Raw genomic sequence first — 23,810 nt, 5'->3', positions numbered from 1 at the left:
CTTCCGAAGTGACTTCCGAAGTCCCTGAAACCGAGGCCTCCGCAGCAGCGGAGGCGGAACCCGTCGTGGAAACACCCGCGGCAGAAGAACCCGAGACGGAAAAATCCGTTGCGGGAACGCCCGCGGCAGAGGTGCCCGCGGCAGAGGTGCCCGTGGCTGAAGCGCCTGCGGCGGAGGAGCCCGTGGCGGAACCCGAGGCCGCGCCGCGTGCGAAGCGTGCCCGTATCAAGCCCGTTGCCGAGGCGGTGGAGACCGAATCCGGCGAGGAGGCCGTGCCGGCCGGTGCCGAAGTGGATTTCGCGGACGAGGAGGCGGCGCTCGCCGCGCAGGATGCCGGGCTGGAACTGGAGGGCGAGACGGCTGAAGAGGCCGCTGCCGACCAACTGGCCCAGGAAGCGCCGTCCGCCGAGGACAAGTTTGCCGGGAAGGGCAAGGAAGAGCTGGTAGCCCTCTTTACGCGTATGCTCGAAGAGCAGCCCGTGCAGTCGATCCGCCGGGATGTGGAGGCGCTGAAGATCGCTTTCTACCGCATCCGCCGCGCCGAGGTCGAGGCCGCACGCCGCAAGTTCGTCGAGGAGGGGGGCAGCGAAGAGGATTTCGCACCGGCCGTGGACGGCGCCGAAGTACAGCTCAAGGAGTTGTTCAAGGAGTACCGCCATCGCCGCGACGAGTTCATCGCAAACCTCGAGGCCGAGAAGGAGAAGAACCTCCAGGTCAAGCTCGGGATCATCGAGGAGCTCAAGGAACTGGTCAATTCGGACGAGACGCTCAACCATACCTTCAATAAGTTCCGCGAATTGCAGCAGCGCTGGAAGGAGACCGGCATCGTGCCGCAGCAGAACGTCAAAGACCTGTGGGAGACCTACAACCTGCATGTCGAGAATTTTTACAGCTTCATCAAAATCAACAAGGAGCTGCGCGACCTCGACCTGAAGAAGAACTACGAGCAGAAGATCGCCCTCTGCGAGCAGGCCGAAGCGCTGGTGCTGGAGCCTTCGGTCGTGGAGGCGTTCCACAAGTTGCAGAAGCTGCATGACGAGTGGCGCGAGACGGGCCCCGTAGCCAATGAATATAAAGAGGTGCTCTGGGAGCGCTTCAAGGCGGCGTCGAGCCGTATCAACAAACAGCATCAGGAGCATTTCGAATCGCTCAAGGGCGAGCAGGTCAAAAACCTCGAACTCAAGACGGAGCTTTGTGCCGCCACCGAGGAGCTGGCCGCGCAGCCGCTCACGACCCGCAAGGAGTGGAACCGTGCGAGCGACCGCCTGCTGGAGATCCAGAAGACCTGGAAAACCATCGGCTTCGCACCCAAGAAGGACAACAACCGTATCTACGAGCGTTTCCGCACGGCATGCGACAGGTTCTTCGAGGCCAAGCGGCAGTTTTATGCCGGGGTGAAGACCGAGATGGAGCACAACCTGCAGCTGAAGACCGAGATATGCGAGGCCGCCGAGTCGCTGATGAACAGCGAGGAGTGGAAGAAGGCCACCGACGAGCTGATCGCCCTGCAGGCCCGCTGGAAGGAGATCGGTGCCGTGTCGCGCCGCCATTCGGATGCGATCTGGAAGCGTTTCCGTGCCGCATGCGACAAGTTCTTCGAGCGCAAGGCTTCGCATTTCGCCAGTGTGGACGGCGAGCACGAGGAGAACCTCCGGCAGAAACTCGCCTTGCTCGATGAGATGGCCGCGGCCGACGTCAAGGCCGGCGGATACGACGTAATCCGCGAGTTCCAGCGCCGCTGGGGCGAGATCGGGTTCGTGCCCATCAAGCAGAAGGATGCCGTACAGAAGAAATACAAGGCCGCCGTCGATGCGCTGTTCAACACGCTGCGCGGTTCGGAGCGCGACCGTTCGATGAACCGTTTCCGCGAGAAGGTCTCGTCGCTCAAATCGGCGGGCAGCAACCGCCTGCGTTCGGAGCGCGAGCGCCTTTACAATAAGGTGCGCCAGCTCGAACAGGAGATCGGCCTGCTGGAGAACAACATCGGTTTCTTCGCCAAGTCGAAGAACGCCGAGGCGCTCGTCGCCGATGTGAAGGCCAAGATCGACCGCGCCCGCGAAGAGATGGCCGCCGCGATCGAGAAGGTGAAGCTCATCGACCGCCAGGCACAGGAGGAGAACCAGGAGCACAACGAAAATAAATAGATATAGTCAGTAATGATACTTTCCAAACCCAAGTACATATTTGTTACGGGCGGTGTCGCATCGTCGCTCGGCAAGGGTATTATTTCGGCCTCGATCGCCCGCTTGCTGCAGGCCCGAGGCTATTCGGTGACCATCCAGAAACTCGACCCCTACATCAACGTCGACCCCGGCACGCTGAACCCCTATGAACACGGCGAATGCTACGTGACCGAGGACGGCGCCGAGACCGACCTCGACCTGGGGCACTACGAGCGTTTCACGAACCAGCCCACGTCGAAGGCCAACAACGTCACGACGGGCAAGATCTACAAGAGCGTGATCGAGAAGGAGCGCAAGGGCGAGTACCTGGGCAAGACCGTGCAGGTCATCCCCCATATCACCGACGAGATCAAGCGCCGTATCCAGATGCTGGCGCAGAAGAAAGTTTACGACGTGATCATCACCGAGATCGGCGGTACGGTGGGCGACATCGAGTCGCTGCCGTTCATCGAATCGGTACGCCAGCTGCGCTATTCGCTGGGCTACAAGAGCACGGCGCTCGTGCACCTGACGCTGATCCCCTATATGGCCGCTTCGGGCGAACTGAAGACCAAGCCCACGCAGCATTCGGTCAAGGCCCTGCTCGAAAACGGGTTGCAGCCCGACATCCTCGTGCTGCGCACGGAGCATCCGCTGTCGACCAACCTGCGCCGCAAGGTGGCGTTGTTCTGCAATGTCGACGCCAACGCCGTGATGGAGTCGATCGACGTGCCGACGATCTACGAAGTGCCGCTGAAGATGCACGAACAGCACCTCGACGAGGTGGTGCTCGACAAGCTGAACCTGCCGGCCGAGAAGGAACCCGACATGGCGGCGTGGACGGCCTTCGTGGAGAAGGTGAAGCACCCGGCCAAGAAGATCGAGATCGCGCTGGTCGGCAAATATACCGAATTGCCCGACGCTTACAAGTCGATTTGCGAATCATTCATCCATGCAGGGGCCGTGAACGACTGCAAGGTCAAGTTGCGCTATGTCAATTCGGAAAAGGTCACAGCCGAGAATGTGGCCGAGAAGCTGGGCAGGATGTCCGGTATCCTCGTGGCCCCGGGCTTCGGCAACCGCGGTATCGAAGGTAAGATCGTCGCTGTGCGCTATGCACGTGAGAACAAGATCCCGTTCCTGGGAATCTGCCTCGGTATGCAGTGCGCCGTGATCGAATTCGCACGCAACGTGCTGGGTCTGGCCGATGCGAATTCGAGCGAAATGGAGTCTACGCCCCATCCGGTGATCGACCTGATGGAAGAGCAGAAGGGCGTGACGGCCAAGGGCGGCACGATGCGTCTGGGCGCTTATCCCTGTACGCTGAAGAAAGGTTCGAAAGTCGCGGCGGCCTACGGCAAGCTCCATATTTCGGAGCGTCACCGTCACCGTTACGAATTCAACAATGATTACCTGGCTGCGTTCGAAGGTGCCGGTATGCAGGCCGTGGGTATCAATCCCGACACGGGGCTGGTCGAGGTCGTCGAGGTCGAGGGGCATCCCTGGTTCGTCGGTACGCAGTACCATCCCGAATATAAGAGTACGGTGCTGAGCCCCTCGCCGCTGTTCGTGGCATTTGTGGGAGCGGCACTCGAATATGCCGGGAAGAAATAATATCAACACTCATAACAGCGAAAGAACGAAACAATTTTAAATGGATAAAAAAACAATTTTAGGTATTGTCGTCGTGGCGGCGCTTTTCCTGGGGTTCGCCTATTTCAATACCAAACAGCAGGAGAAATATCAGCAGGAAATGGCCGCGTATCAGGCCTATCAGGATTCTGTGGCCGCTGCGACGCGCCCCGTAGTCCCCGTAGCCGACAGTACGGCCGTGGCGGCTTCGGATACGGCTGCGCCCGAGGCTGCGGCAAATGCCGCCGATGCCGTACGCCGGCAGCAGGTCGCTGCGTTGGGCGAATACCTCGCCGGTGCGCGCGACGCGGAGGCGGAGGAGTTTACCGTCGAGAACGATGTGATGATCGTGACCTTTTCGACCCGCGGCGGCCGGATCACGGGCGTGACGCTCAAGGATTACACCAAGTATGCACCCCGCGGCAAGCGTGACCAGCTGATCGAGCTGATGGATCCCGCGAGTGCCAGGTTCGACCTTTCGTTCTACGTGAAGAACGGCTTGAATAACGTCAAGGTCAACACGATGGACTATGTCTTCCGGGCCCAGCCCGAACAGGTCGAAGGCGATGCCCGGAGGGTGGTGATGCGCCTGCCTGTGGCAGCGGATGCCTGGCTCGAATATGAGTACCTTATATATAATAAGCAGGTGCCCGAGCGCGACTACCTCGTGGACTTCAACGTGCGGCTGGTGAATATGGCGCCGCAGATGGCCAACCAGGCGTCGATCGGTATCGACTGGTCGAACAATTCCTACCAGAACGAAAAGGGATTCCAGAACGAGAACATGTACACGACGATCTCGTACCGGTTCCCGGGCGAGAGCTCGATCGAGGATCTGGGGATGAGCGAAAAATCCAAGTCGAAGAGCATCTCCACATCGGTCAACTGGGTGGCTTTTAAGCAGCAGTTCTTTTCGTCGGCGTTCATCGCCCCGCAAAATGTCACCAACGCCAACCTGGCGTTCGATACGGCGGCTCCCGGTTCGGAATTACTGAAGAGTTTTTCGGCGCAGATGACCGTGCCCTATACGGTGCAGACCGAAGGGTATGACTTTGCATTCTATTTCGGCCCGAACAAATACGCCATCCTCAAGAAGGTCGTCGCTGCGGACGGCGAGGAACTGCACATGGAGCGCCTGATCCCGCTGGGATGGGGTATCTTCGGCTGGGTGAACCGTTGGTGCGTGATCCCGGTCTTCGACTTCCTACGCAATTATATCGCCAGCTTCGGCATCATCATCCTGATCCTGGTGATCCTGGTGAAACTCGTCATCTCTCCGCTTACGTACAAGAGTTACGTCTCGATGGCGAAGATGCGCCTGATAAAACCGCAGGTGGACGAGCTCAACAAGAAATACCCCAAGAAGGAGGACGCCATGAAAAAACAGCAGGCGACGATGGAGCTCTACAAGAAAGCGGGCATCAACCCCATGGGCGGATGTATCCCCATGCTGATCCAGATGCCGATCCTGATCGCCATGTTCCGCTTCTTCCCGGCTTCGATCGAGCTGCGCGAACAGCCGTTCCTCTGGGCCGACGACCTTTCGTCGTACGACAGCATCGTGAACCTGCCGTTCTCGATCCCGTTCTACGGCGACCATGTGAGCCTTTTCGCCTTGCTGATGGCCGTGTCGCTGTTCGGGTATTCGTATTTCAACTACCAACAGACGGCTTCGTCCCAGCCCCAGATGGCCGGTATGAAGTTCATGATGGTCTACATGATGCCGATCATGATGCTGTTGTGGTTCAACAGCTATTCGAGCGGCCTTTGCTACTACTACCTGCTGTCGAACCTCTTTACCATCGGCCAGACGTTGCTGATCCGCCGCATGGTCGACGACGATAAGATCCATGCCGTCATGCAGGCCAATGCCGCCAAACGGAGCAAGGGCAAGAAGTCGAAGTTCCAGCAGCGCTACGAGGAGCTCCTCCGCCAGCAGGAGGCGCAGCAGCGTACCAAACGCAAGTAAACGGTTCGCACCGGCGCAGGGCCGGCGGCGGGGATTGCCGGATACGGTGCAGGCCGATGCGTGAAGCCCGGTGGCCCGCGCGGTTCCGCGAAGCCCGACGATACGCGAATATGAATAGGCCGGAGGCGGTTCCTGCGATGCGGGTATCCGGCTCCGGCCTCGTTTTTGCTCCGTCGGGTTTGCGATCGTATATCCCGACTACGCGGCGGCGGCCTTTTCAGGTGTTGCCGGACGGCGAGGCAGAAGTCCCCTCGGGGAAGCGCTCCGGGGAGGATCGGGCCGCGGGTGCAGCCGGGGCGCTGCACAACAGTTGCCGGGGCGCGCAGCCGGGGATGAAAAAATCCGGGCAGCAAGGCCGAAGTTGCCTCGGGGCAGGACGGTGTTTCGGGTGCGGCCGGGGGGGGGACACGACAGCTGCCGGAGTACGAAGCCGGGTGTGAATCCGGGGCGCGGAATTTGGAGCACGGAAATCCAGGGGCACAGGGTGGGAAACGAAAATCCGGGCCGTGAGGCCGAACGTGTCAAGTATATGATTGCCAAATAGTATTGCAGCCATGATGAAACGAACTTTTTTTGTATTGCTCCTGTTGGCGGGCGGAACCGTACTTAGGGCGCAGACACTGGGCGGGGAGTACCGCCTGTCACGGGTTTTCCCGGTCGAAGGCCGGCAGGGAATCGCCGCCGACTCGAACTATTATTATGTTTCGGGCAGTACGGCGCTCTACAAGTACGACAAGCAGGGGCGGCTGGTCGCCCGTAACGGACAGCCGTTCGAAGGGTTGCCGCTCGCCGCGAACCATATCGGCGATATCGACGTCTGGAACGGTGAGATTTATGCCGGCATCGAGACTTTCGACGACGGCAAGGGCGAGCATATCCAGGTCGCCGTGTACGATGCCGACGACCTGACGTGGAAGCGGTCGATCGACTGGGAACCGGCCTCGGGTCAGGTCGAGGTGTGCGGGCTGGCCGTAGACCGCGACCGGAATATGGTCTGGATGGCCGACTGGGTCGACGGGCGCTACCTGTACGGTTATGACCTGGCGACGGGCAAGTATGTGCGCAAAGTCCACTTGCGTCCGGTGCCGCAGTGGCAGCAAGGGATATATATGGCCGACGGGCAGATGCTCATTTCGGCCGACGACGGCGATGCCGACCTGGACGAGCCGGACAACCTCTATATTGCCGACCTGCGCGACGGGAAAAGCTATGCCACGGTGTTGCCGTTCCGCATGATGTCCGATTTCCGGCGCGCGGGCGAGATCGAGGGGCTGACCGTCGACCCTGCAACGGACGAACTGCTGGTACTTTCGAACCGGGGTTCGCGCATCGTGCTGGGAATGGTCAGGGGTTTCTACCCGGGGTACGAAAGCGAACTGCACGAGGTGTATGTCTATGAAAAGGTAAAATAGGAAAAGTCCCGGAAGGGACTTTTTTTGTTGAGGGTATGTGCCGGATGCCGATCTCGTTGCCGCCAGCCGATGCCTTTGCGGGCGCATTTCCGGGGGGCGACTGGCTCCCGCTGTCTTGCTTGCGGGGCGCCCGGTTCCGCGGATGGGCGTTTCCCGTTGCTCGTTGTGGGAGCGTCCTTATTTTGCTGTCGGCTGACAACGTTTTGCTGTCGGCTGACGACAGGGGGCTGTCCGCGGGTATCCGCTTGATTTGCCGGGCAGACCCTGGCCGTCGCTATATCTTTTCCCGCTCCCGGTCTTCGAGGATGGCGTCGAAATTTTCCTCTGCCCACCCGATAAGCGCTGTGAGGTGGGGCATGAGCGACTCGCCGCGGGGCGTGAGCGCATATTCCACGCGGGGCGGTACCTCGGGGTAGACCTTGCGCGACAGCAGCCCGTCCTGTTCCAGCTTGCGGAGTGTCGATGTGAGCATCTTCTGCGAGATGTCGGCCGTCCGGCGGTGGATTTCCGAAAAACGCAGGCACCCGCTCGTATGGAGGTTGTAGAGTACCAGCAGCGACCACTTGTCCCCGAAGCGGTCGACGATATGGCGGATCGGGCAGTGGGCATAGGTCGGGTGTGCGGTTTTTTCCATGTCCGTTCGGGGCGGTCTTTCCTTATTCTACATACAACACCAGTCCCTTGAGGTACTCGCCTTCGGGGTGGTAGATGCTCACCGGGTGGTCGGCGGGCTGCGTCAGCTGGTGCAGGATGCGCACGTTGCGGCCCGCGATGGCCGCGGCCGAGAAAATCATCGTGCGGAACAGCTCCTTCGACACCGCCTGCGAGCAGGAGAACGTGAAGAGGATGCCGCCGGGGCGTATCTGCGATATGGCGCGGGCGTTGAGGCGCTTGTAGCCCTGCATGGCATTACCCAGCACCTTGTGGTGCTTGGCGAAGGCCGGTGGGTCGAGGATGATCAGGTCGTATTTGTCTTCGATGTCCTTGAGGTACTCCACGGCATCGGCGGCCGTTTCCGTAAAGTTGGCCTGCGGGCCGAAGTTGAGTTTCATGTTTTCCGTGGCCAGCACGACGGCGCGTTCCGAAGAGTCCACCGAGCAGACCTTCTCGGCGCCACCGGCCATGGCATAGACCGAGAAGCCCCCCGTGTAGCAGAAGGTGTTGAGCACCGTGCGCCCCTTCGAGTAGCGTTTGACCAGCTCCCGGTTTTCGCGCTGGTCGAGGAAGAACCCGGTTTTCTGCCCCTGCTCCCAGTTGACGAGGAATTTCTCGCCGTTCTCCGTCACCACGTGCGCCGAATGGTCGGAGCTCCCCCACAGGTATCCGTCCACGGCACCCAGCCTGGCGTTGAAGGGCACGGTTTGCGAACTTTTGTCGTAGATGGCCGTGATGCGGTCGCCGTAGGCAGCCAGGATCGCCCGCGCAATATCCTGACGGGCGAGGTACATGCCGACGGAGTGGCACTGGACGACGGCCACCGTGCCGTAGATGTCCACCACGAGCCCCGGCAGCCCGTCGCCTTCGCCGTGGACGAGGCGGTAACAGTCCGTGTCGGGGTTGTCCGTGAGTCCAAGCGTGCGCCGTACGTCGTAGGCCACGGCGATGCGCCGGTTCCACCAGGCCTGGTCGATCGGTTCCTTGTCGAATGTAAGCACACGCACAGCGATCGAGCCGATCTGGTAGTGTCCCAGGGCGATGAAATCGCCCGTGCGGGTATATATTTCGACCAGGGCGCCTTCCGTGATTTCCGATTCGTCTTCAGCCTTGATGTGGTCGATGGCGCCCGAGAAAATCCACGGGTGGCGGCGCATGAGTGATTCTTCCTTGCCTTTGCGCAGGTATACTTGGGGTGTCATAATTCGGGATGTTTGATTTTGGGTGTGTGAAGCAGTCGGTCGTAGATCGCCGTGCAGACCCACGCATCGGTCGCGGCGTAGAGTTTTTGTTTGTCGGTGAATGTCGCGGCCTCCCAGTTGCTCAGCCGCTGGGCTTTCGATACGCGCTGCCCTAGCACGATGGCCGAGAGTTTGCGCAGGCTCTTCTCCCCGATGCCCCACTGGGGGGCTATCGTTTGCAGGTCGACGAACCCTGCGTCGCGGAAATGGCGTATCTGGCGCAGCGAGCGCAGGTCGCCGGCGACGTCGGCGCCGATCTTCAGGATCTCCTTGCTTTCGAGCACCTGCAGGATCGGCTTAGCGAACGGGATCTTGTTCAGCCGGAAAAGGAAGCATAGCTGCGGCGTGGAGAGTTGCAGCAGCGACACGCGGAACGTCACCCCGGGCCGGAACGACGGGCGGGTCTCGGTGTCGAAACCGATGACGCGTTGTTTCATCAGGAATTTGCAGGCGGGGACGATGTCGCGCTCGTTGTCGACGATGCGTATTTCGCCCCTGAATTCGATGGCCGGAAGCGCTGCGGCCTCCTCGTTGCTGATCTTATCCGTAAAGTTGTTTGTCGTAGTCATGCCGTGGAACATTCTCACAAAAATAGGGAATTATTTCCGGAAAACGGCATGCGGGGCGATTTTTTACATCCCCGCGGGCGGTTACGACCCTATTTTAACCCGATTTTCCCGTCCCTGCCCGTGCCGGCGATGCCTTCGTCGAGCAATTCGCGCAGCGCCCGGCCTATCTGCTGTGCCTCCCCGGGGAATTCCGCGGCCAGTTCGTGCGGGTCGGCAGCCCCGCGGGACAACCTTTGGAGCAGTTTTTCGCGCAGCCCGCCGTCGGACGACGGCGCTGTGCCTCCCTGCGCCTGCCGCTTCCCGGCACGTTTGTGTGCGAGGCAGATGTCGCATACGCCGCATGCCGCAGGGGCGCCTTCACCGAAATACCCTTCCAGAACGGCGCTGCGGCAACGGGTCTCGTTCGCGGCGTAGGCGAGCATGTGTTCGAAGCGTTCGCGCATCAGCTCCTGCCGCCGTTTGTAGGTCTCGGGGGCGATGTAGAGGTCGGCGCGGGGCAGCCGCTCCTCGTCCATGAAGAGGATCGGCGAGCGGTTGGAGGGGACGTAGCGGATCACGCGCAACTGCCAGAGGCGTTTGAGCAGCTCCTTGACCCGCTGCACGGTATAGCCGCTCCAGGTGGCGATCTCGCCCTCGTCGATCTGCCGGAATTCGGTGAAGACCCCGTTGTAGAGGCGCAGCAGCGTGCGGATGAAGTGATCCAGCTCGTCGCGCTGTACGCGGAGTTTGTAGAGGTCGTCGCGGCTTATGCAGAACATGATCCGTGCCGGGTTTTCCTGTGCGTCGGTCAGCGTCATGTACCCGTTTTGTTGCAGGAGCTTCAGGGCGCTCACGACCGTGCCGGAGTAGAGGTGCTCGCGGGCGCAGAAGTCGTGGATGTTGAACAGGAACGACGCCTGGGCACCGTCGCCGATGCCGACCTGCAGGTAGGAGCAGACCCGTTCGTAGATGTCCTTGATCTTTTCGAGCGGCGGGAATTCCTGCTCGAAACGCCGCACGATGCGTTCGCCGTCGTCCGACGATACCAGCAGCAGGGCGTAGCTCCGCATGCCGTCGCGGCCCGCTCGGCCGGCCTCCTGGTAGTAGCTCTCGAGCGAGTCGCACATGCTGTAATGGGCGACGAAGCGCACGTCGGGTTTGTCGATGCCCATGCCGAAGGCGTTGGTGGCGACCATCACGCGCGTCCTGCCCGAGACCCACTCCTCCTGTCGTAGCGAGCGTTCGGCATGCCCCATGCCCCCGTGGTAGGCCGCGGCCGTTATACCCTCCCTGCGCAGCATGTCGGCGACCTGCTCGGTGCCTTCGCGCGTACGGACGTAGACGATGCCCGAACCGGGGACGTTGCGTACCAGGCGCAGCAGCTGCCCGTTCTTGTCGTCGGTGTGGCGGACGCTGTACGAAAGGTTGGGACGTGCGAAGCTGCTCCGCAGGATATGCGGTTCGGCGAAATGCAGGTGGCGCATGATGTCTTCGGCCACGAGTTTCGTGGCCGAGGCCGTGAGCGCCAGCACCGGGACGCCGGGCAGTTTTTCGCGCAGCTCGGCGATGCGCAGGTACGAAGGGCGGAAGTCGTAGCCCCACTGTGAGATGCAGTGGGCTTCGTCGACGGCCACGAGCGATACGTTCATGCGCACGACGCGCAGGCGGAAGGCCTCCGTTGCGAGCCGCTCGGGGGCGACGTAAAGGAACTTGACGTCGCCGTAGACGCAGTTGTCCAGCGCGATGTCGATTGCACGCGGCGAGAGCCCCGAATGGATCGCCACGGCCGGGATGTGCCGTGCCCGCAGGCGGTCGACCTGGTCTTTCATCAGGGCGATCAGGGGCGTCACGACGATGCACAGCCCCTCCTGCGCAAGCCCGGGGATCTGGTAGGTAAGCGACTTTCCGCCGCCCGTGGGCATCAGGGCCAGGGTGTCGCGCCCGTCCATCACCGAACGGATGATACGCTCCTGTACGGGGCGGAATTCGGTGAAGCCCCAGTAGCGTTTCAGTACGTCGTATATCTTGTCCGCTGGCCTTTCCATGAATACAAAGGTAGGAAAAATTAGGTGTTTCCCGGAATTTTTTATACTTTTGCATCGGATTAGACGTTCGACAAATGAAGATAAGCGAAAAATTCAAAGTGCGCGAGATGGCGGGGGAGCATGTGATTATCATGCCGGGCCGCTGCGGTGCCGACATGACCCGTATCCTGGCGCTCAACGATTCGTCGCTCTATCTTTGGGAGGCGCTCGGCGGCAAGGACTTTACCACCGGGGACGCAGCCGCCCTGTTGTTGGAGCGTTACGACGTGGACGAAGCCACCGCACAGCGCGATGCCGGGGCCTGGGCTGCGAAGCTCGCCGAATGCGGCGTGCTGGAGTAACCTGCGCGGCACGTGTCCGCTGCACGGGCGGAAAACCTGAAAGGTAGCATGAAATTGAAAAGACTCATATCGCTGTTGCTGCTCGCCATCTACCTGACGGCGTGGGGCGGCCCTGCGTATGTGTCGCTTTCGTGCAAGTGCGTCACGATGTCGTCGCATGTCTGCTGCCACCACTGCCAGCACAGCGCCGATGCCGCGGGTGCCGGCGAGTCGCTGAAGGCTCCCTGCTGCGGTAACCACCATTCGACCGAAATCGAACTCTATACGGGTTCTTCTTCCGATAACCACGAGAGATTCATCCGCTGCACGGTCACCGACCTGCCGCCCGCATTGGTTGCGGAGGCTCCGGTCGCGGCCGTCCTCAAGTTCTTCGGGGAGACGCTTCCCGAACGCGGCGATCCTTTCGTCATGCGGGGCCATGTGCGCTCCGCAGGCCTTCGTGCCCCTCCCGTATTGGCTTAAAACCTTTTTGGGACGGATGCTGCGCGCATCCGCCCGCAAATAGTTTTAACCAATAACGGAATGTAATGAAAATCAACAAAATCATTTTATCTGTTTCTTCCCTTGCCGTGTGCGGAACCCTCAGCGCACAGGATTTGCGGGGTGTAGTCCGCGACGCCGACAACCAGCCGCTGGTGGGCGCTTCGGTTTACTGGGAGGGTACTACGATCGGTGCCAGCACCGATGCCCAGGGGGCGTTCCTGCTCCATCGGGTAAAAGGTTACGACAATCTGGTCGCCTCGTATCTGGGATATGTGAACGACACGCTGCGTGTGGCAGGCGGTGCGGAGCGTATCGAATTCACGCTCGCTTCCGAAGGCGTGGCGTTGGAGGACGTGGTGGTCGAGGGTAATCTGAGCGGCAACTTCGTCAAGCGTGACGGCATCGTCAAGGGCGAGATGATCTCGTTCGCGGGCCTCTGCAAGATGGCCTGCTGCAATCTGGCCGAGAGCTTCGAGAACTCGGCGTCGGTGACCGTCGGGTACAGCGACGCCATTTCGGGCGCACGGCAGATCAAGATGCTCGGCCTGGCAGGTACCTATACCCAGATCCTCGACGAAAACCGCCCGATCATGCGCGGGCTGAGCGCCCCCTACGGACTGAGCTACACGCCCGGCATGTGGCTCAATTCGATTCAGGTATCGAAGGGCGTGGCGTCGGTGACGGCCGGGCATGAGGCCATCACGGGGCAGATCAACCTCGAGCACCGCAAGCCGACGGACGACGAGAGGCTGTTCGTGAACCTCTATCTGGACGACGAACTGCGCCCCGAGGCCAACATCTCGACGGCGTTCCCCGTCACGAAGGACAAGAAACTGTCGAGCGTCATCCTGCTCCACGGTTCGATGGATACCGACGTCCGTAAGATGGATCACAACGACGACGGATTCCGCGACCTGCCGCTCTCCGACCAGATCAACGTGGCCAACAAGTGGCTTTATGCGGCCGATAACGGTACGCAGATCCGCTGGGGATGGAAATTCGTACAGGAGAACCGCCTGGGCGGTATGCTCGACTACAAGAATTCGATGCGCGGCGAGATGGAGAAGAACTGGAACTGGAAGGAGACGGGCGCCGATATGCCCCTCTACGGTTCGAAGATCCGCAACCGCGGCGCGAACGGTTATTTTAAAATAGGTATGCCCGTCGGCCCGTCGGTCTACGATGCCGACGAGCAGGACGAGATGCGTTCGAACCTGGCTTTCGTGGCCGATTTCGACCACTTCAACGAGAACGCCTATTTCGGGCTGAACCACTACCGCGGCAATGAGAATACGCTCTCGCTGAACCTCATGTACAACCACTATTTCACCTACCGGTCGTCGCTGATCGTCGGTGCACAGGGACATTTGCAGTACTACCGCGAGAGTTTTGCCAACAACACCCCGTGGATTGCGGCAGCTCCGGCTACGCTCTACGACTTCGACCGCAACGAGCAGGAAGTGGGTGCCTATGCCGAGTATACCTATTCGATCAAGGACAAGTTCTCGGTCGTGGCGGGTATCCGCGGTGATTACAATGCGTTTTATGACAAGTTCTTCGTGACTCCCCGCGGGCATATCCGCTGGAACATCACCCCCTCGACCACGCTGCGCGGCTCGGCCGGCCTGGGATACCGTTCGACCAACGTCATCACCGACAACATCGGTATGCTGGCGACCGGACGGCAGATCGTGATCCCCGATTTCGATGGCTTCAACCGGCTGGAGAAGGCGCTCACGGTGGGCGGAAGCCTCACGCAGACCTTCGGGCTGGTCAGTTCCGGCGACGCGACGCTGAGTTTCGACTATTTCCGCACGCAGTTCTACAACTCGGTGATCGCCGACCAGGAGTACAGCGCCGACCAGATCGTGCTCTATAATTCGGACAAGCGTTCCTATACGGATACCTACCAGATCGACTTTTCGTGGACGCCCGTCGAACGGTTGGACATCTTCGCCACGTTCCGTTATACGGACAGCGAGATGACGATCGACCGCCCCGACGGAAAGACCGCCCGCGTGGAACGGCCGCTGGTGAGCCAGTACAAGACGCTGCTCAACATCCAGTACGCCACGAAATTCCGCCGCTGGGTGTTCGACGCGACGGCACAGCTGAACGGCCCTGCACGCATCCCGACGCAGACGGGCGACCTGGCCGACGACAAGTATTCGCCGCGCTACCCGATGTTCTTCGCCCAGATAAGCCGCAAGGTCGGCAAGTTCGACATCTATGCCGGTTGCGAGAACATCGCCGACTACCGCCAGCACGACCCGATCCTCAATGCGGACAACCCCTACTCGACGGGTTTCAACTCGATGAACGTATGGGGGCCGCTGATGGGGCGCAAGTTCTATATCGGCCTGCGGTTCAATTTGTATTGATTAACCTTTAAATAAACACCAGGATGAAGAAAATTTTAATGCTGTGCCTTGCACTCGTGATGGGTGTGGGCATGTGTGCAGCGCAGAAGGCTGCCGACAAAAAGACGGTGACGACGGTTTTCACGACCGACATCGACTGTGAACACTGTGTCAAGAAGATCATGAACAATGTCCCCTCGCTCGGCAAGGGCGTCAAGGACGTGAAGGTCGACCTGCCTAAGAAGGAGGTGACCGTGGTCTATGACTCTGCGAAAAACAGCGACGAGAATATCGTCAAGGGATTTGCTTCGATCAAGGTCAAGGCCGAACCGAAAAAAGCCGGCGCGAAGAAATAACGCCGGCGGGTTTTGTTATTGGAAAGGGAGGACACCATTGTCCTCCCTTTTGTTTCGGTTGTTGGGCGGGCTCCTGTACTGCCGTCGGTTTCCCCCCCCCGATCCGCTATCCACTGCCCGCTATCCACCGTCTGCTGTCTACCGTACGATTCCGGACGACAGCCGATAAGGGCCGGTGCATGCCGAACGACGGCCGGGATGCGTTCCGCTTGCCCGGAATCCGCCCGGCTGCCGGTATGCCCGGTTTATCGGTGCGGGTGCCCGTTTGTTTTCATGGCATTGTGCCTGCGCCTGCGCAGGTAGAGGTCGAGCCCTGCGAGGCCGAGGAACGTTGCGGCGATAAAGACGTAGAACAGGGACAGCCGCCTGCTTTCGGCCGGGAAATCCGGTTCGGGAAATTTTAAGGAGCCCGGGCCTGTGAACGCGGGCATGTCGGGGAGTGAGGGCATGTCGGGCAGATGCAGCCCGACGTCCGGTTCGTACCAGAAATACCAGGCGAGCCCGGCGATCACCGCCAGCAGGCAGAGTACGCCCGCCGTGCCCAGCAACCATGTTTCGCGCCGTTCGCGCCGCGCCGATTCGCGTTCCAGACGTTCCATGAGCCTCTCGCAGAACCCTTCGGGCAGTTGCGTACCCGGGGCTTGCTCCAGCGCGCGGCGGATTATGTTATTTTTCGCTTCCATGCAGTTGCGTATTTACCAGTATATACAGTTTTTTGCGGATGCGGTGAAGCCGTACTTTGACGTTGGACTCCGATATCTGCGTGATCCCGGCGCATTCGCTTACGGAGTACTCTTCGTAGTAGAAGAGTGTGACGAGCGCCCGCTCTTCGGGCTCCAACGCTCCGACGGCACGGGCCAGAGCGTCGAGGTATTCCTGCCTTCCCTCCCAGGCATCCATCCGCTCGGCATCGCTGTCGGGCAGGTTCGCCAGCCGCGCCTGGTCGATGCAGACCCATTCGCGTTTGCGGCGCCGTGTCTCGGAGACCGCCGTGTTGTAAGCGATCCGGAAGAGCCAGGTCGGGAACGAACTGCGCCCGTTGAACCTGTGCAGGTTGCGGAACGCCTTGAGGAAAACGTCCTGAGCCAGCTCCTCGGCATCCTCTGCGCAGCCGACGATGCGGGAAACCAGCGTGTAGACCACCCGCCCGTACCGCCGGGCAAGGATGGCATACAGATCGGTTTCTCCGTTTACGATCCGTCGGATCAGCTCCAGTTCCTCCTGTTGTTGCATTGCTATCCGGTTAGACGCATTTTGCCTGGAAAGGTTACATGCCGACGCCGTTTTTCCGGAACCTGTAACCTTTTTCCCGGAGCTGCGTCTAATAAGGCAAAGATCGCAAAAAACGAATCGCTAATCTCTAATACTTAAAAAATTATGATGGATTTTATTTTTGTTCCCCTGGTCGTAGGCGTGATTACGCTGGGAATCTACAAGTTCTTCGAACTGCTCGTGTGCCGTCGCGAGCGCCGCATGATCATTGATAAAATGGACGGCAATGCCCTGATCGACTACCTGAAGTTCGTACCGATGGGTGTGAGGATCGGCGCTCCCGTGTCGGTGCGTCCCGTGTCGGGCGGGGTGTCCGGAACCCTGAAGGCCGGTTGCCTTTTGCTGGGCATCGGTTTCGGGCTGCTCTTCGCCTTCATGTTGCTGAACTGGTGTGCCTATGATGCTTCGTACGAAATGCGGAGCATCGTCTACGGCGGGTCGGTTCTCTGCTTCGGCGGTGTCGGACTGATCGTTTCGTTTGTCGTCGAGCGCAATATCGTCGGCAGGGAGCGTAAATAGCCCGGCCTTTCCGGATGGAAAAAAGGAGTATCCCTCTTTTGGGGGATACTCCTTTGGTTTTGCAGGGGGCCGTGCGGCGCACCGGGGGCGGAACGGTTTGCTGAGGGCCATGCGGCGCACCGGGGGCGGAACGGTTTGCTGAGGGCCATGCGGCGCACCGGGGCAGGACAATTTGCCGGGGGGGGGCGGTTTCCGGGAAGTTTTCTGAGCCGGGCCTGGCGCACCTTTGGGCGGCGGATGCTTTGAGGCAGGATGCCCGGTTTGCAGGATGGAAATAGAATAATTCGCACATTTTTCATGCCCGGGCGCAGTATTTTTCGAATCGGGACGTTTATAGGAGTAAAGTATTATTAAAATTGTATATGATGAAAAATTTTTTGTTTGTGGCGGCGGTAGCGTCGATGGTTTTCACCGGGTGTATCAACGAGGACGACACCTATAAGAAGTTGCAACCGGTTGAGAAGGGGATCAACATCTACAACTGGACATCCAGCCAGTATTCCATGGCGGCCGAGCAGGCCAACATCGGTCTGCGTATGGCGATGCTTGTGGCCGAAGCCCACAAGCAGGGGGTGGAGAACTTCGAGGACGTGAAAATCGAAGGCATCTCCATCAAGGGCAAGTTGCTCGGCACTTCTTCGAAGATCGAAAAGACGACCACCGGTTACAAAATCACCTTCAATCCTGCATATATGGACATGGACGGCTATTCGCGCGAGGGCGCTGTACTGATCGATACGGGCGGTGCCCCGCTGCTCGAAGAGGCCGTGGCCGGAAAGGTCTGGTCGGTGACGTTCGACGAAAAACTGGTGCTGGTTGCCACCAACGGCAATACGTCGATAAAGGCTTCGCTGGTGGGCGGTTCCACGCAGCTCTACAACGATGAGAACGGAGCCTATGCGATCAGCCTTGCGAATCAGGCATGCTACCTCGATTCGGGCAGCAATTTCACCTCGAATTGGGGCGGCCGCATGACGTTGAAGCCCGATAACATGAATTTCACCTATTCGGATTGCGTGGGTGAGAAGTTCGTCGTGAACACGACGGGTGCGATTTACGGCCCTTCGTTCTATACGATGGACAATGCAACGCCTCTGGAACTGAGCATGACGCTGACGGATGTCGAGTATTACACGAGGTCGAGCATCCGCGAGGGTAAGTTCGAGGCGATGATGACCGGCGGGTACGATTTTATGGCCTTCCCCTCTCCGAAAGTGACGGTGCAATATGCCGTAAGTGCCGACGGCAAGAAATTGCTGACGACGATCTCTTACAATGGGAATACGGTGACGATCTAATTCTGACTGTAAAAAGTAAATGCGGTGCGAATTTTCGCACCGCATTTTTATTTTCCGGGCGGCCTGTTAGCCAAGTGGCCGGTTGACTGGCGGATTGCCGGGCGGTCTGTTGTCTGGTGGGCTGTTCCCTGCATATTCCGGGGCGGTGGCTCCGGTGGTATCCGAGGCGTATTTACGGGCGTATGCCCGGTGTTGCCCGGGTATGTTTGCCGGGTACTTGTTCCGGTGATGTTTCGTGGGCGGTGGCTCCGGTGCTGCCCGGTCGTACCAGGGGGCGTTTTGCCGGGAGGTTGCTCCGGGGTAACCCGGATACGTGGTTGCTTACTGTCGTTCCGTGCCCTGCCCGGGATTTATTTCCCGTCCGTTGCCTTTGTCTGGGGCTCCGTGTTTTTCACCCGCCTGTCGAGCCGCATGACCGAGGGGATGCAGAAAGCCGTGAGCCCGAGCGTGCAGATCACCAGCCCTGCGATGACGAAGGTCGTGGTAAGCCCGACCTGTTCGGCCAGGAACCCCGTGCCGAGCAGTCCGATAGCCGAGGGAAGCAGCCCGAAGCTGTAATAGAGCGACATCACGCGCCCCAGGACACCCGCGTCGATGCGGGTCTGTACGACCGAGACGAATGACGAATTGAAAACGCTGCTGGTAATGCCCTCGATGGCCGATAGTACTGCGAACCAGACGAACGCCGTGGGCGGCAGCAGCCCCGAGAGGGTGAACGACATGCCGATGGTCAGGTACATCAGGTTCACCAGGACGATGCGGTTTACCCGGTAGACGCGTGCGCCCATGATGGCGCCGCCGATAAGTGCCCCGCCGCCCCATACGATCTCGATGAGGCTCATGTCGTAGGTGTTGCCGCCGAAATGTTGCAGCGTCATCAGCGGGAACATTACCCCGACGGGCATGATGAAAAACCAGACGAGGATGGCCAGCGTGAAGAACCAACCCATGCCCGGTACGGCGTGCATGGCACTGAACCCTTCGCGGAACTCCCGCCAGAGATTAGGTTTGAGCGTGCCCCGCACGGGATTGGGAATGCGTACGAACAGCAGCGAGGTGCAGGCGATGATGGCGCCCGCGACGTCCAGAAGCAGGATATTGCCGATGCCCGTGAAGCTGATGAGCACGGCTCCCAATGCCGGGCCGATGATGTTCGACAGCGAATTGATGATCTGGTTGACGCCCGCCACCCGGGTCAGCTGGGCTTCGGGAGCCAGCAGCGGCACGGAAGCCTGCATCGACGGGGTATGGAAGGCCGAGCCCACCGAGCGGCAGGCCAGCAGGATGTAGATATGCCACATCTGCGCCACGTCGAACCAGAAAAGCACGGCCAGGATAAGCGTGCAGAACGCGATGAAGCTGTCGGCCAGGATCATCGTGCGTTTGCGATCCCATCGGTCGACATAGACCCCGACGAACGGGCCCAGCAGCGATTGGGGCAGCATACCCGCGATCGCGGCCAGTGCCAGTACCTCGGCCGAACCGGTCTCGATGCTCATCCAGAAGATGATCGCATAGCCGACGACCGAGCTGCTGAGGATCGAGGCGAGCTGCCCGCTCCAGATAATCCCGAATGTCTTTTTCCAGTTTTCCATGCTTGTTGCGCTGTGGTGCCAAAAAAGGCGGACACCGAGGTGTCCGCCGCTGCAAACCCTTCCGTGAAGGGTTTATTTAACTGCTTTAACTATTGCCTCGAATGCTTTTGGCTCGTTCATTGCCAGGTCGGCCAGAACCTTGCGGTTCAGTGCGATGCCCTTGGCGTTGAGTTTGCCGATAAATTGTGAATAGGTCATTCCCTGTGCGCGGACTGCTGCGTTGATACGCATGATCCACAGCGAGCGGAATGTCCGCTTTTTGAGCTGGCGGTGTGCATATGCATACTGCAAACCCTTTTCGACCGTGTTTTTCGCAACGGTCCAAACATTTCCCCTTGAACCAAAGTTACCTTTGGCAAGTTTCAAAACTTTTTTTCTACGTGCGCGTGATGCAACGGCGTTGACTGAACGTGGCATACTTGTAAAGTTTTTGAAGAGCTGTCAGCGACGCGGTTCTCCCGCGTTCTTCGGGGCTGATTCGCTCCAGTTAATAAATTCCGCAGGTCGATTATTTGACCAGCAGGTTCTTGATTTTGGCCTCGTCGGCCGCAGAAACCGTACCCGAGTAGCAGAGGTTACGCTTCTGTTTCGTCGTCTTTTTGGTCAGGATGTGACTGTGATAAGCGTGTTTACGCTTGATCTTTCCTGTGCCGGTGAAGGTAAAACGCTTCTTCGCAGCGGCATTGGTTTTCATTTTCGGCATTGTCGTAAATAGTTAATTAGTTAAACTTAGCCTGCAAAGATAACAAAAATTCGGCATACCGCAATCGCGGGGCTGAAAAATCTCCCTCTTTTTATTCCCGTTGCGCAGTTATTGCAGGGAAACGCCGGGGGCTGTCCGCCGCCTGTGCCCCAGGTCGGTTTGCCGATCCCGATAATTTTCCGTATATTTGAATAGGTAAATCAAAAAACGCAGGACGATGGAGATGGAGTGGGATTTTATCATACGCTTGTGCGTGGCAGGCCTTTGCGGCACGGTGATCGGCCTCGACCGCGAATACCGGGTCAAGGATGCGGGTTTCCGCACCCATTTCCTGGTTGCGCTGGGCAGCGCGCTGATAATGATCGTGTCGCAGTACGGCTTCGGCGACATCCTGACGCATACAGGCGTGGGGCTCGACCCCAGCCGTATCGCTGCACAGGTGGTGAGCGGCATCGGCTTCATCGGCGCCGGTACGATCATCATCCACCGCCAGTTGGTGCGCGGGCTTACGACGGCGGCAAGCCTCTGGGCGACGGCCGGCATCGGCCTTGCGGCCGGGGCGCATATGTATGTCGTGGCTGCAGCTGCTACGGTGCTGACGCTCTTCGCGCTCGAAGTGCTTACGCTGGTCTTTGGCGGGTTGGGGCGCCGCAGGACGATGGTGGTCTTTTCGGCTACGAAGCGTGCTGCGGTCGACGAGATGTTCAACGAGTTGCAGAGCCGCGAATATGCCGTGATCTCCTATGAGGTTGAGGCACAGCGCAGCGCCGACGGCATCGTCTACCGGGCCACCCTGGTCATCCGTGCCAAGGGGAATACGGATGAAGACCGCTATGTCGACCTGCTGCGTGAGAATCCCGACATTACCGTCGAACGGATCGTATGAGCCGGTCGTACAGCAGGCAGAAGCCCAGCGGCAGGGTGATTCCGACCACGGTGTAGGGTATCCACCACCAGGGCGACCCCGTGGGGATGACCGGGTGGCAGGCCAGGTAGCGGGGCGGGTAGTCGCAAACCCACATTTGAAAGAGTATCACCAGTTTGAATGCGGGGATGTGCCACAGCATGATCGCCATGGTGTGCCGTCCCGTATAGTCCAGCATCCGTGTCAGCCTGTTGCCGGTTGCCGCGAGGCGGCTTGCGGCGGTGACGAGCATGTAGCATCCTGTGCACACCAGCACGACGAAGAGCACCGGGTTGCCGAAAAGTCTCCCGCCAAGGTTGATGCGGCAGCCTGCGGCTGCCGCCGCGAGCAGGATGACCAGGCAGAGCGTTGCGATGCGCCCGTCCAGCGGGAGCCGCGCGCGGAAGATGCGGAAGAGTTTTCCGAGGTAGATTATCCCCGTGATGGCGAATGTCCGGACGGCGATCCACTCGCCCGGAATGCCCGACGGATGGCGGGCGAGCAGCATGGCGACCGTAAACAGGAACAGGATGGAGCCCCCGCGCAGCCGTTCCGCCACGGTCGGCGTCGGGGCGAGTTTGCGGGTTGCCAGCGTGATGCAGAAAAAGAGCATCAGCCCGAGGAACAGCCCTTGCAGAAACCAGAAGGGCGCCTGCATCTGCTCGTGGTGCAGGAACAGGAATACCCGGCCCAGCGTCCGGAGCAGCTCCGGGGTGTCGTAGGGCAGGATGGCCTCCCGGGCGGAGAAGTCATAGGCGATCAGGTGCCACTCCAGGAATCGGTTGTGCAGCAGCACGAAGAGCGTGCCCAGGATGACGTAGGGCAGGTAGAGGCGTCGGAGCTTGCGGCCTATGAAACGCCCCGGGGCGGCGGTCTGTCCGTCGTCGAAGAAATAGCCCGCGACGAAAAAGAAGACGGCCGTGTTGAAATAGTAGGTGAAGGTTTCCAGCGGTGTCAGGATCGCGGCGTGTGAAATCACCACCGCTACGATGCCGAGGGCCTTGACGATCGAGAACGCCGTGTCATGGTGGTGTGTGCCGGTGCCCATCGGTCAGAAATAACGGTACACTTCTTCGAGGAGCTCCTCGCGTGCCATGTCGTTGGGGTTCGTGCCGGGCAGCCCTTCGGGAACCTGCTCGCCCAGTTGGTCGAACAGGTCGGCCCAGAATTGCGGCAGGGTTCCGTCCGCGGCGCGGAAGTTCATCGGCCGCGCCGTGAAAAGCGGGGTGCCGTTTTCGGCGCGGTAGCTTTCCCACACCAGTTCGCTGCAATAGAGTTTCTCCCTTCCGGGCCGGAACGAATAATCGTAGGGGACTCCGAGGAAGCTGCGCGCACGGCGGACGGCAGCCGCGATGCCGGCCGTGTCCTTCAACCGCATGGCAACTACTGCCGGGTGTCCGTCGATTTTTGCGGAGCGTCCGAGAAATTCCGCCAGTACTGTAAGTCGGACGCCGCAGTCGGTCGTGGCTTCGAGCACCGAATCCGCCCCTCCGCCTACGACGGCGATCCCCACGTGTGAGAAATTCAGCGGCCCTTCTTCGCCCGTCGCCGCCGTGATCGCCCCGGTCATCTCCGTGTTTTTTCCGGCCTGGAAGAGCAGGTCGCCCGTGTGCAGGCGATCGCGGTTTTGGCCGCAGGAAATGACCAGCAGAAGCATACCTATATATATTAAAGCCTGTTTCATAGTCTCCGCTGTTCGTTTTTGCAAATATATTAAAAATTTTTCACAACTAACTCGCTGACCGATAGCCGTGTGTAAAAAAGGTGGTGAAATTGTCGAAAAAAAGTCCCGGAATTATTTGGAAATAACTCCGGAATGCCCTTATCTTTGCATCCGCTTCGAGAGAGAAATACTGCTCCGGGGCGGAAAAAACAGGTTCTGAAAAATTTTGAAAAAAGTTCCAAAATCTTTTGGAGATTCGGAAAAATGACTTACCTTTGCACCCGCTTCGAATAAGAAATACGGTTCGAAACGATAAGAAAAAAGGTTCTGAAAATTTCTGAAAAAATCTTTCGAAAAGATTTGGTGGTTTCAAAAAGATGACTTATCTTTGCACCACTTTCCGCTGAAAAATCAGCGGTCGGAACAACGGGAAAAGCCGCAAGGACAGACCCGGCAAAAAGAAAGAAATTGTTCTTTATAGCAATATATTTGAACAGCGTTCTTTGAAGTATTTGAGCAGCTAAAAGTTTTCCACTCTCGCGAGAGAGTGAATTTCAAACAATACCTTTGAGATTTGAGCTAAAGATTTAAAAACAAAACATTTTATACAATGGAGAGTTTGATCCTGGCTCAGGATGAACGCTAGCGGCAGG

At 59.2% G+C, this 23,810-nt stretch carries 22 protein-coding genes; 11 read left to right on the top strand and 11 right to left on the bottom strand.

Annotation, left to right across the window (positions count from 1 at the left end):
• Positions 1 to 8 precede the first annotated feature (8 nt).
• The 4 genes from DW189_RS03350 (at position 9) to DW189_RS03335 (ending at position 7,175) form a co-directional block, all read left to right on the top strand.
• On the top strand, positions 9 to 2,144 hold the full coding sequence (locus tag DW189_RS03350; RefSeq protein ID WP_181969293.1) for a DUF349 domain-containing protein: 2,136 nt from the start codon (positions 9 to 11) through the stop codon (positions 2,142 to 2,144).
• Positions 2,145 to 2,156: 12 nt separating this feature from the next.
• Positions 2,157 to 3,776: a CTP synthase gene (locus DW189_RS03345; RefSeq protein WP_117506882.1), complete on the top strand. Its 1,620-nt coding sequence runs from the start codon at positions 2,157 to 2,159 to the stop codon at positions 3,774 to 3,776.
• A 40-nt stretch (positions 3,777 to 3,816) separates the two neighbouring features.
• Positions 3,817 to 5,763, top strand: coding sequence for a membrane protein insertase YidC (yidC, locus tag DW189_RS03340; protein ID WP_018695028.1), 1,947 nt, complete (start codon positions 3,817 to 3,819; stop codon positions 5,761 to 5,763).
• Positions 5,764 to 6,317: 554 nt separating this feature from the next.
• Complete coding sequence (locus tag DW189_RS03335) at positions 6,318 to 7,175, top strand: hypothetical protein (protein WP_117506881.1); 858 nt, start codon at positions 6,318 to 6,320, stop codon at positions 7,173 to 7,175.
• Positions 7,176 to 7,449: 274 nt separating this feature from the next.
• On the opposite strand, the gene DW189_RS03330 is transcribed toward DW189_RS03335, so the two are convergent.
• The 4 genes from DW189_RS03330 to DW189_RS03315 all read right to left on the bottom strand — a co-directional run bounded on the left by DW189_RS03330 (position 7,450) and on the right by DW189_RS03315 (position 11,663).
• Positions 7,450 to 7,809 (bottom strand): winged helix-turn-helix transcriptional regulator, encoded by a 360-nt coding sequence (locus tag DW189_RS03330; protein WP_022333320.1) that lies wholly within the window; start codon positions 7,807 to 7,809, stop codon positions 7,450 to 7,452.
• 22 nt (positions 7,810 to 7,831) lie between these two features.
• Entirely contained in the window at positions 7,832 to 9,031 is a 1,200-nt protein-coding gene (locus DW189_RS03325) for a class I SAM-dependent rRNA methyltransferase (RefSeq protein WP_022333321.1), read from the bottom strand.
• Positions 9,028 to 9,639, bottom strand: coding sequence for a 3'-5' exonuclease (locus DW189_RS03320; RefSeq protein WP_117507179.1), 612 nt, complete (start codon positions 9,637 to 9,639; stop codon positions 9,028 to 9,030). The genes DW189_RS03325 and DW189_RS03320 overlap by 4 nt, the downstream gene beginning before the upstream one ends.
• Positions 9,640 to 9,728: 89 nt before the next feature.
• Positions 9,729 to 11,663 (bottom strand): ATP-dependent DNA helicase RecQ, encoded by a 1,935-nt coding sequence (locus tag DW189_RS03315; protein ID WP_117506880.1) that lies wholly within the window; start codon positions 11,661 to 11,663, stop codon positions 9,729 to 9,731.
• A gap of 74 nt (positions 11,664 to 11,737) precedes the next feature.
• Between DW189_RS03315 and DW189_RS03310 the strand changes: the two genes are divergently transcribed.
• From DW189_RS03310 to DW189_RS03295, 4 genes are all read left to right on the top strand, one after another.
• Entirely contained in the window at positions 11,738 to 12,004 is a 267-nt protein-coding gene (locus tag DW189_RS03310) for a PqqD family protein (protein ID WP_055204114.1), read from the top strand.
• A 48-nt stretch (positions 12,005 to 12,052) separates the two neighbouring features.
• On the top strand, positions 12,053 to 12,466 hold the full coding sequence (locus DW189_RS03305) for a hypothetical protein (RefSeq protein ID WP_117506879.1): 414 nt from the start codon (positions 12,053 to 12,055) through the stop codon (positions 12,464 to 12,466).
• A 65-nt stretch (positions 12,467 to 12,531) separates the two neighbouring features.
• Positions 12,532 to 14,868, top strand: coding sequence for a TonB-dependent receptor (locus DW189_RS03300; RefSeq protein WP_117506878.1), 2,337 nt, complete (start codon positions 12,532 to 12,534; stop codon positions 14,866 to 14,868).
• Between the two features lie 23 nt (positions 14,869 to 14,891).
• The gene (locus DW189_RS03295) at positions 14,892 to 15,203 is read left to right on the top strand and encodes a heavy-metal-associated domain-containing protein (RefSeq protein ID WP_055211056.1); all 312 of its coding nucleotides are present in this window, start codon (positions 14,892 to 14,894) and stop codon (positions 15,201 to 15,203) included.
• 245 nt (positions 15,204 to 15,448) lie between these two features.
• Here DW189_RS03295 and DW189_RS03290 read toward each other — a convergent pair whose 3' ends face one another.
• Both DW189_RS03290 and DW189_RS03285 read right to left on the bottom strand, forming a co-directional pair.
• Complete coding sequence (locus DW189_RS03290; RefSeq protein ID WP_117506877.1) at positions 15,449 to 15,886, bottom strand: hypothetical protein; 438 nt, start codon at positions 15,884 to 15,886, stop codon at positions 15,449 to 15,451.
• Positions 15,870 to 16,436, bottom strand: a complete 567-nt coding sequence (locus tag DW189_RS03285) for an RNA polymerase sigma factor (RefSeq protein ID WP_117506876.1) — start codon at positions 16,434 to 16,436, stop codon at positions 15,870 to 15,872. The genes DW189_RS03290 and DW189_RS03285 overlap by 17 nt, the downstream gene beginning before the upstream one ends.
• 144 nt (positions 16,437 to 16,580) lie before the next feature.
• Here DW189_RS03285 and DW189_RS03280 point away from each other — a divergent pair, with 144 nt between their 5' ends.
• On the top strand, positions 16,581 to 16,994 hold the full coding sequence (locus DW189_RS03280; protein WP_117506875.1) for a hypothetical protein: 414 nt from the start codon (positions 16,581 to 16,583) through the stop codon (positions 16,992 to 16,994).
• A gap of 365 nt (positions 16,995 to 17,359) precedes the next feature.
• Complete coding sequence (locus tag DW189_RS03275) at positions 17,360 to 18,292, top strand: hypothetical protein (protein ID WP_141417943.1); 933 nt, start codon at positions 17,360 to 17,362, stop codon at positions 18,290 to 18,292.
• Between the two features lie 350 nt (positions 18,293 to 18,642).
• Here the strand turns inward: DW189_RS03275 and DW189_RS03270 are convergent, their stop codons facing one another.
• The 3 genes from DW189_RS03270 to rpmI all read right to left on the bottom strand — a co-directional run bounded on the left by DW189_RS03270 (position 18,643) and on the right by rpmI (position 20,590).
• Complete coding sequence (locus DW189_RS03270) at positions 18,643 to 19,887, bottom strand: MFS transporter (protein WP_117506873.1); 1,245 nt, start codon at positions 19,885 to 19,887, stop codon at positions 18,643 to 18,645.
• Positions 19,888 to 19,959: 72 nt separating this feature from the next.
• A complete protein-coding gene (gene rplT, locus DW189_RS03265) occupies positions 19,960 to 20,304 on the bottom strand; it encodes a 50S ribosomal protein L20 (RefSeq protein WP_022333332.1) in 345 nt (114 codons plus the stop codon).
• A 91-nt stretch (positions 20,305 to 20,395) separates the two neighbouring features.
• Positions 20,396 to 20,590 (bottom strand): 50S ribosomal protein L35, encoded by a 195-nt coding sequence (rpmI, locus tag DW189_RS03260; protein ID WP_009598828.1) that lies wholly within the window; start codon positions 20,588 to 20,590, stop codon positions 20,396 to 20,398.
• A gap of 217 nt (positions 20,591 to 20,807) precedes the next feature.
• On the opposite strand from rpmI, the gene DW189_RS03255 reads away from it, so the two are divergent.
• Complete coding sequence (locus tag DW189_RS03255; RefSeq protein WP_117506872.1) at positions 20,808 to 21,476, top strand: MgtC/SapB family protein; 669 nt, start codon at positions 20,808 to 20,810, stop codon at positions 21,474 to 21,476.
• Here the strand turns inward: DW189_RS03255 and DW189_RS03250 are convergent.
• A complete protein-coding gene (locus DW189_RS03250) occupies positions 21,454 to 22,542 on the bottom strand; it encodes an acyltransferase family protein (RefSeq protein ID WP_117506871.1) in 1,089 nt (362 codons plus the stop codon). The genes DW189_RS03255 and DW189_RS03250 overlap by 23 nt on opposite strands.
• 3 nt (positions 22,543 to 22,545) lie before the next feature.
• Entirely contained in the window at positions 22,546 to 23,178 is a 633-nt protein-coding gene (locus tag DW189_RS03245; RefSeq protein ID WP_117506870.1) for a YiiX/YebB-like N1pC/P60 family cysteine hydrolase, read from the bottom strand.
• Between the last annotated feature and the right edge of the window lie 632 nt (positions 23,179 to 23,810).

This window comes from Alistipes sp. AM16-43 (assembly GCF_003435745.1).
In the GTDB taxonomy this organism is placed as follows: Bacteria; Bacteroidota; Bacteroidia; order Bacteroidales; family Rikenellaceae; genus Alistipes; species Alistipes onderdonkii.
This window is presented reverse-complemented; position numbering and strand designations above follow the sequence as displayed.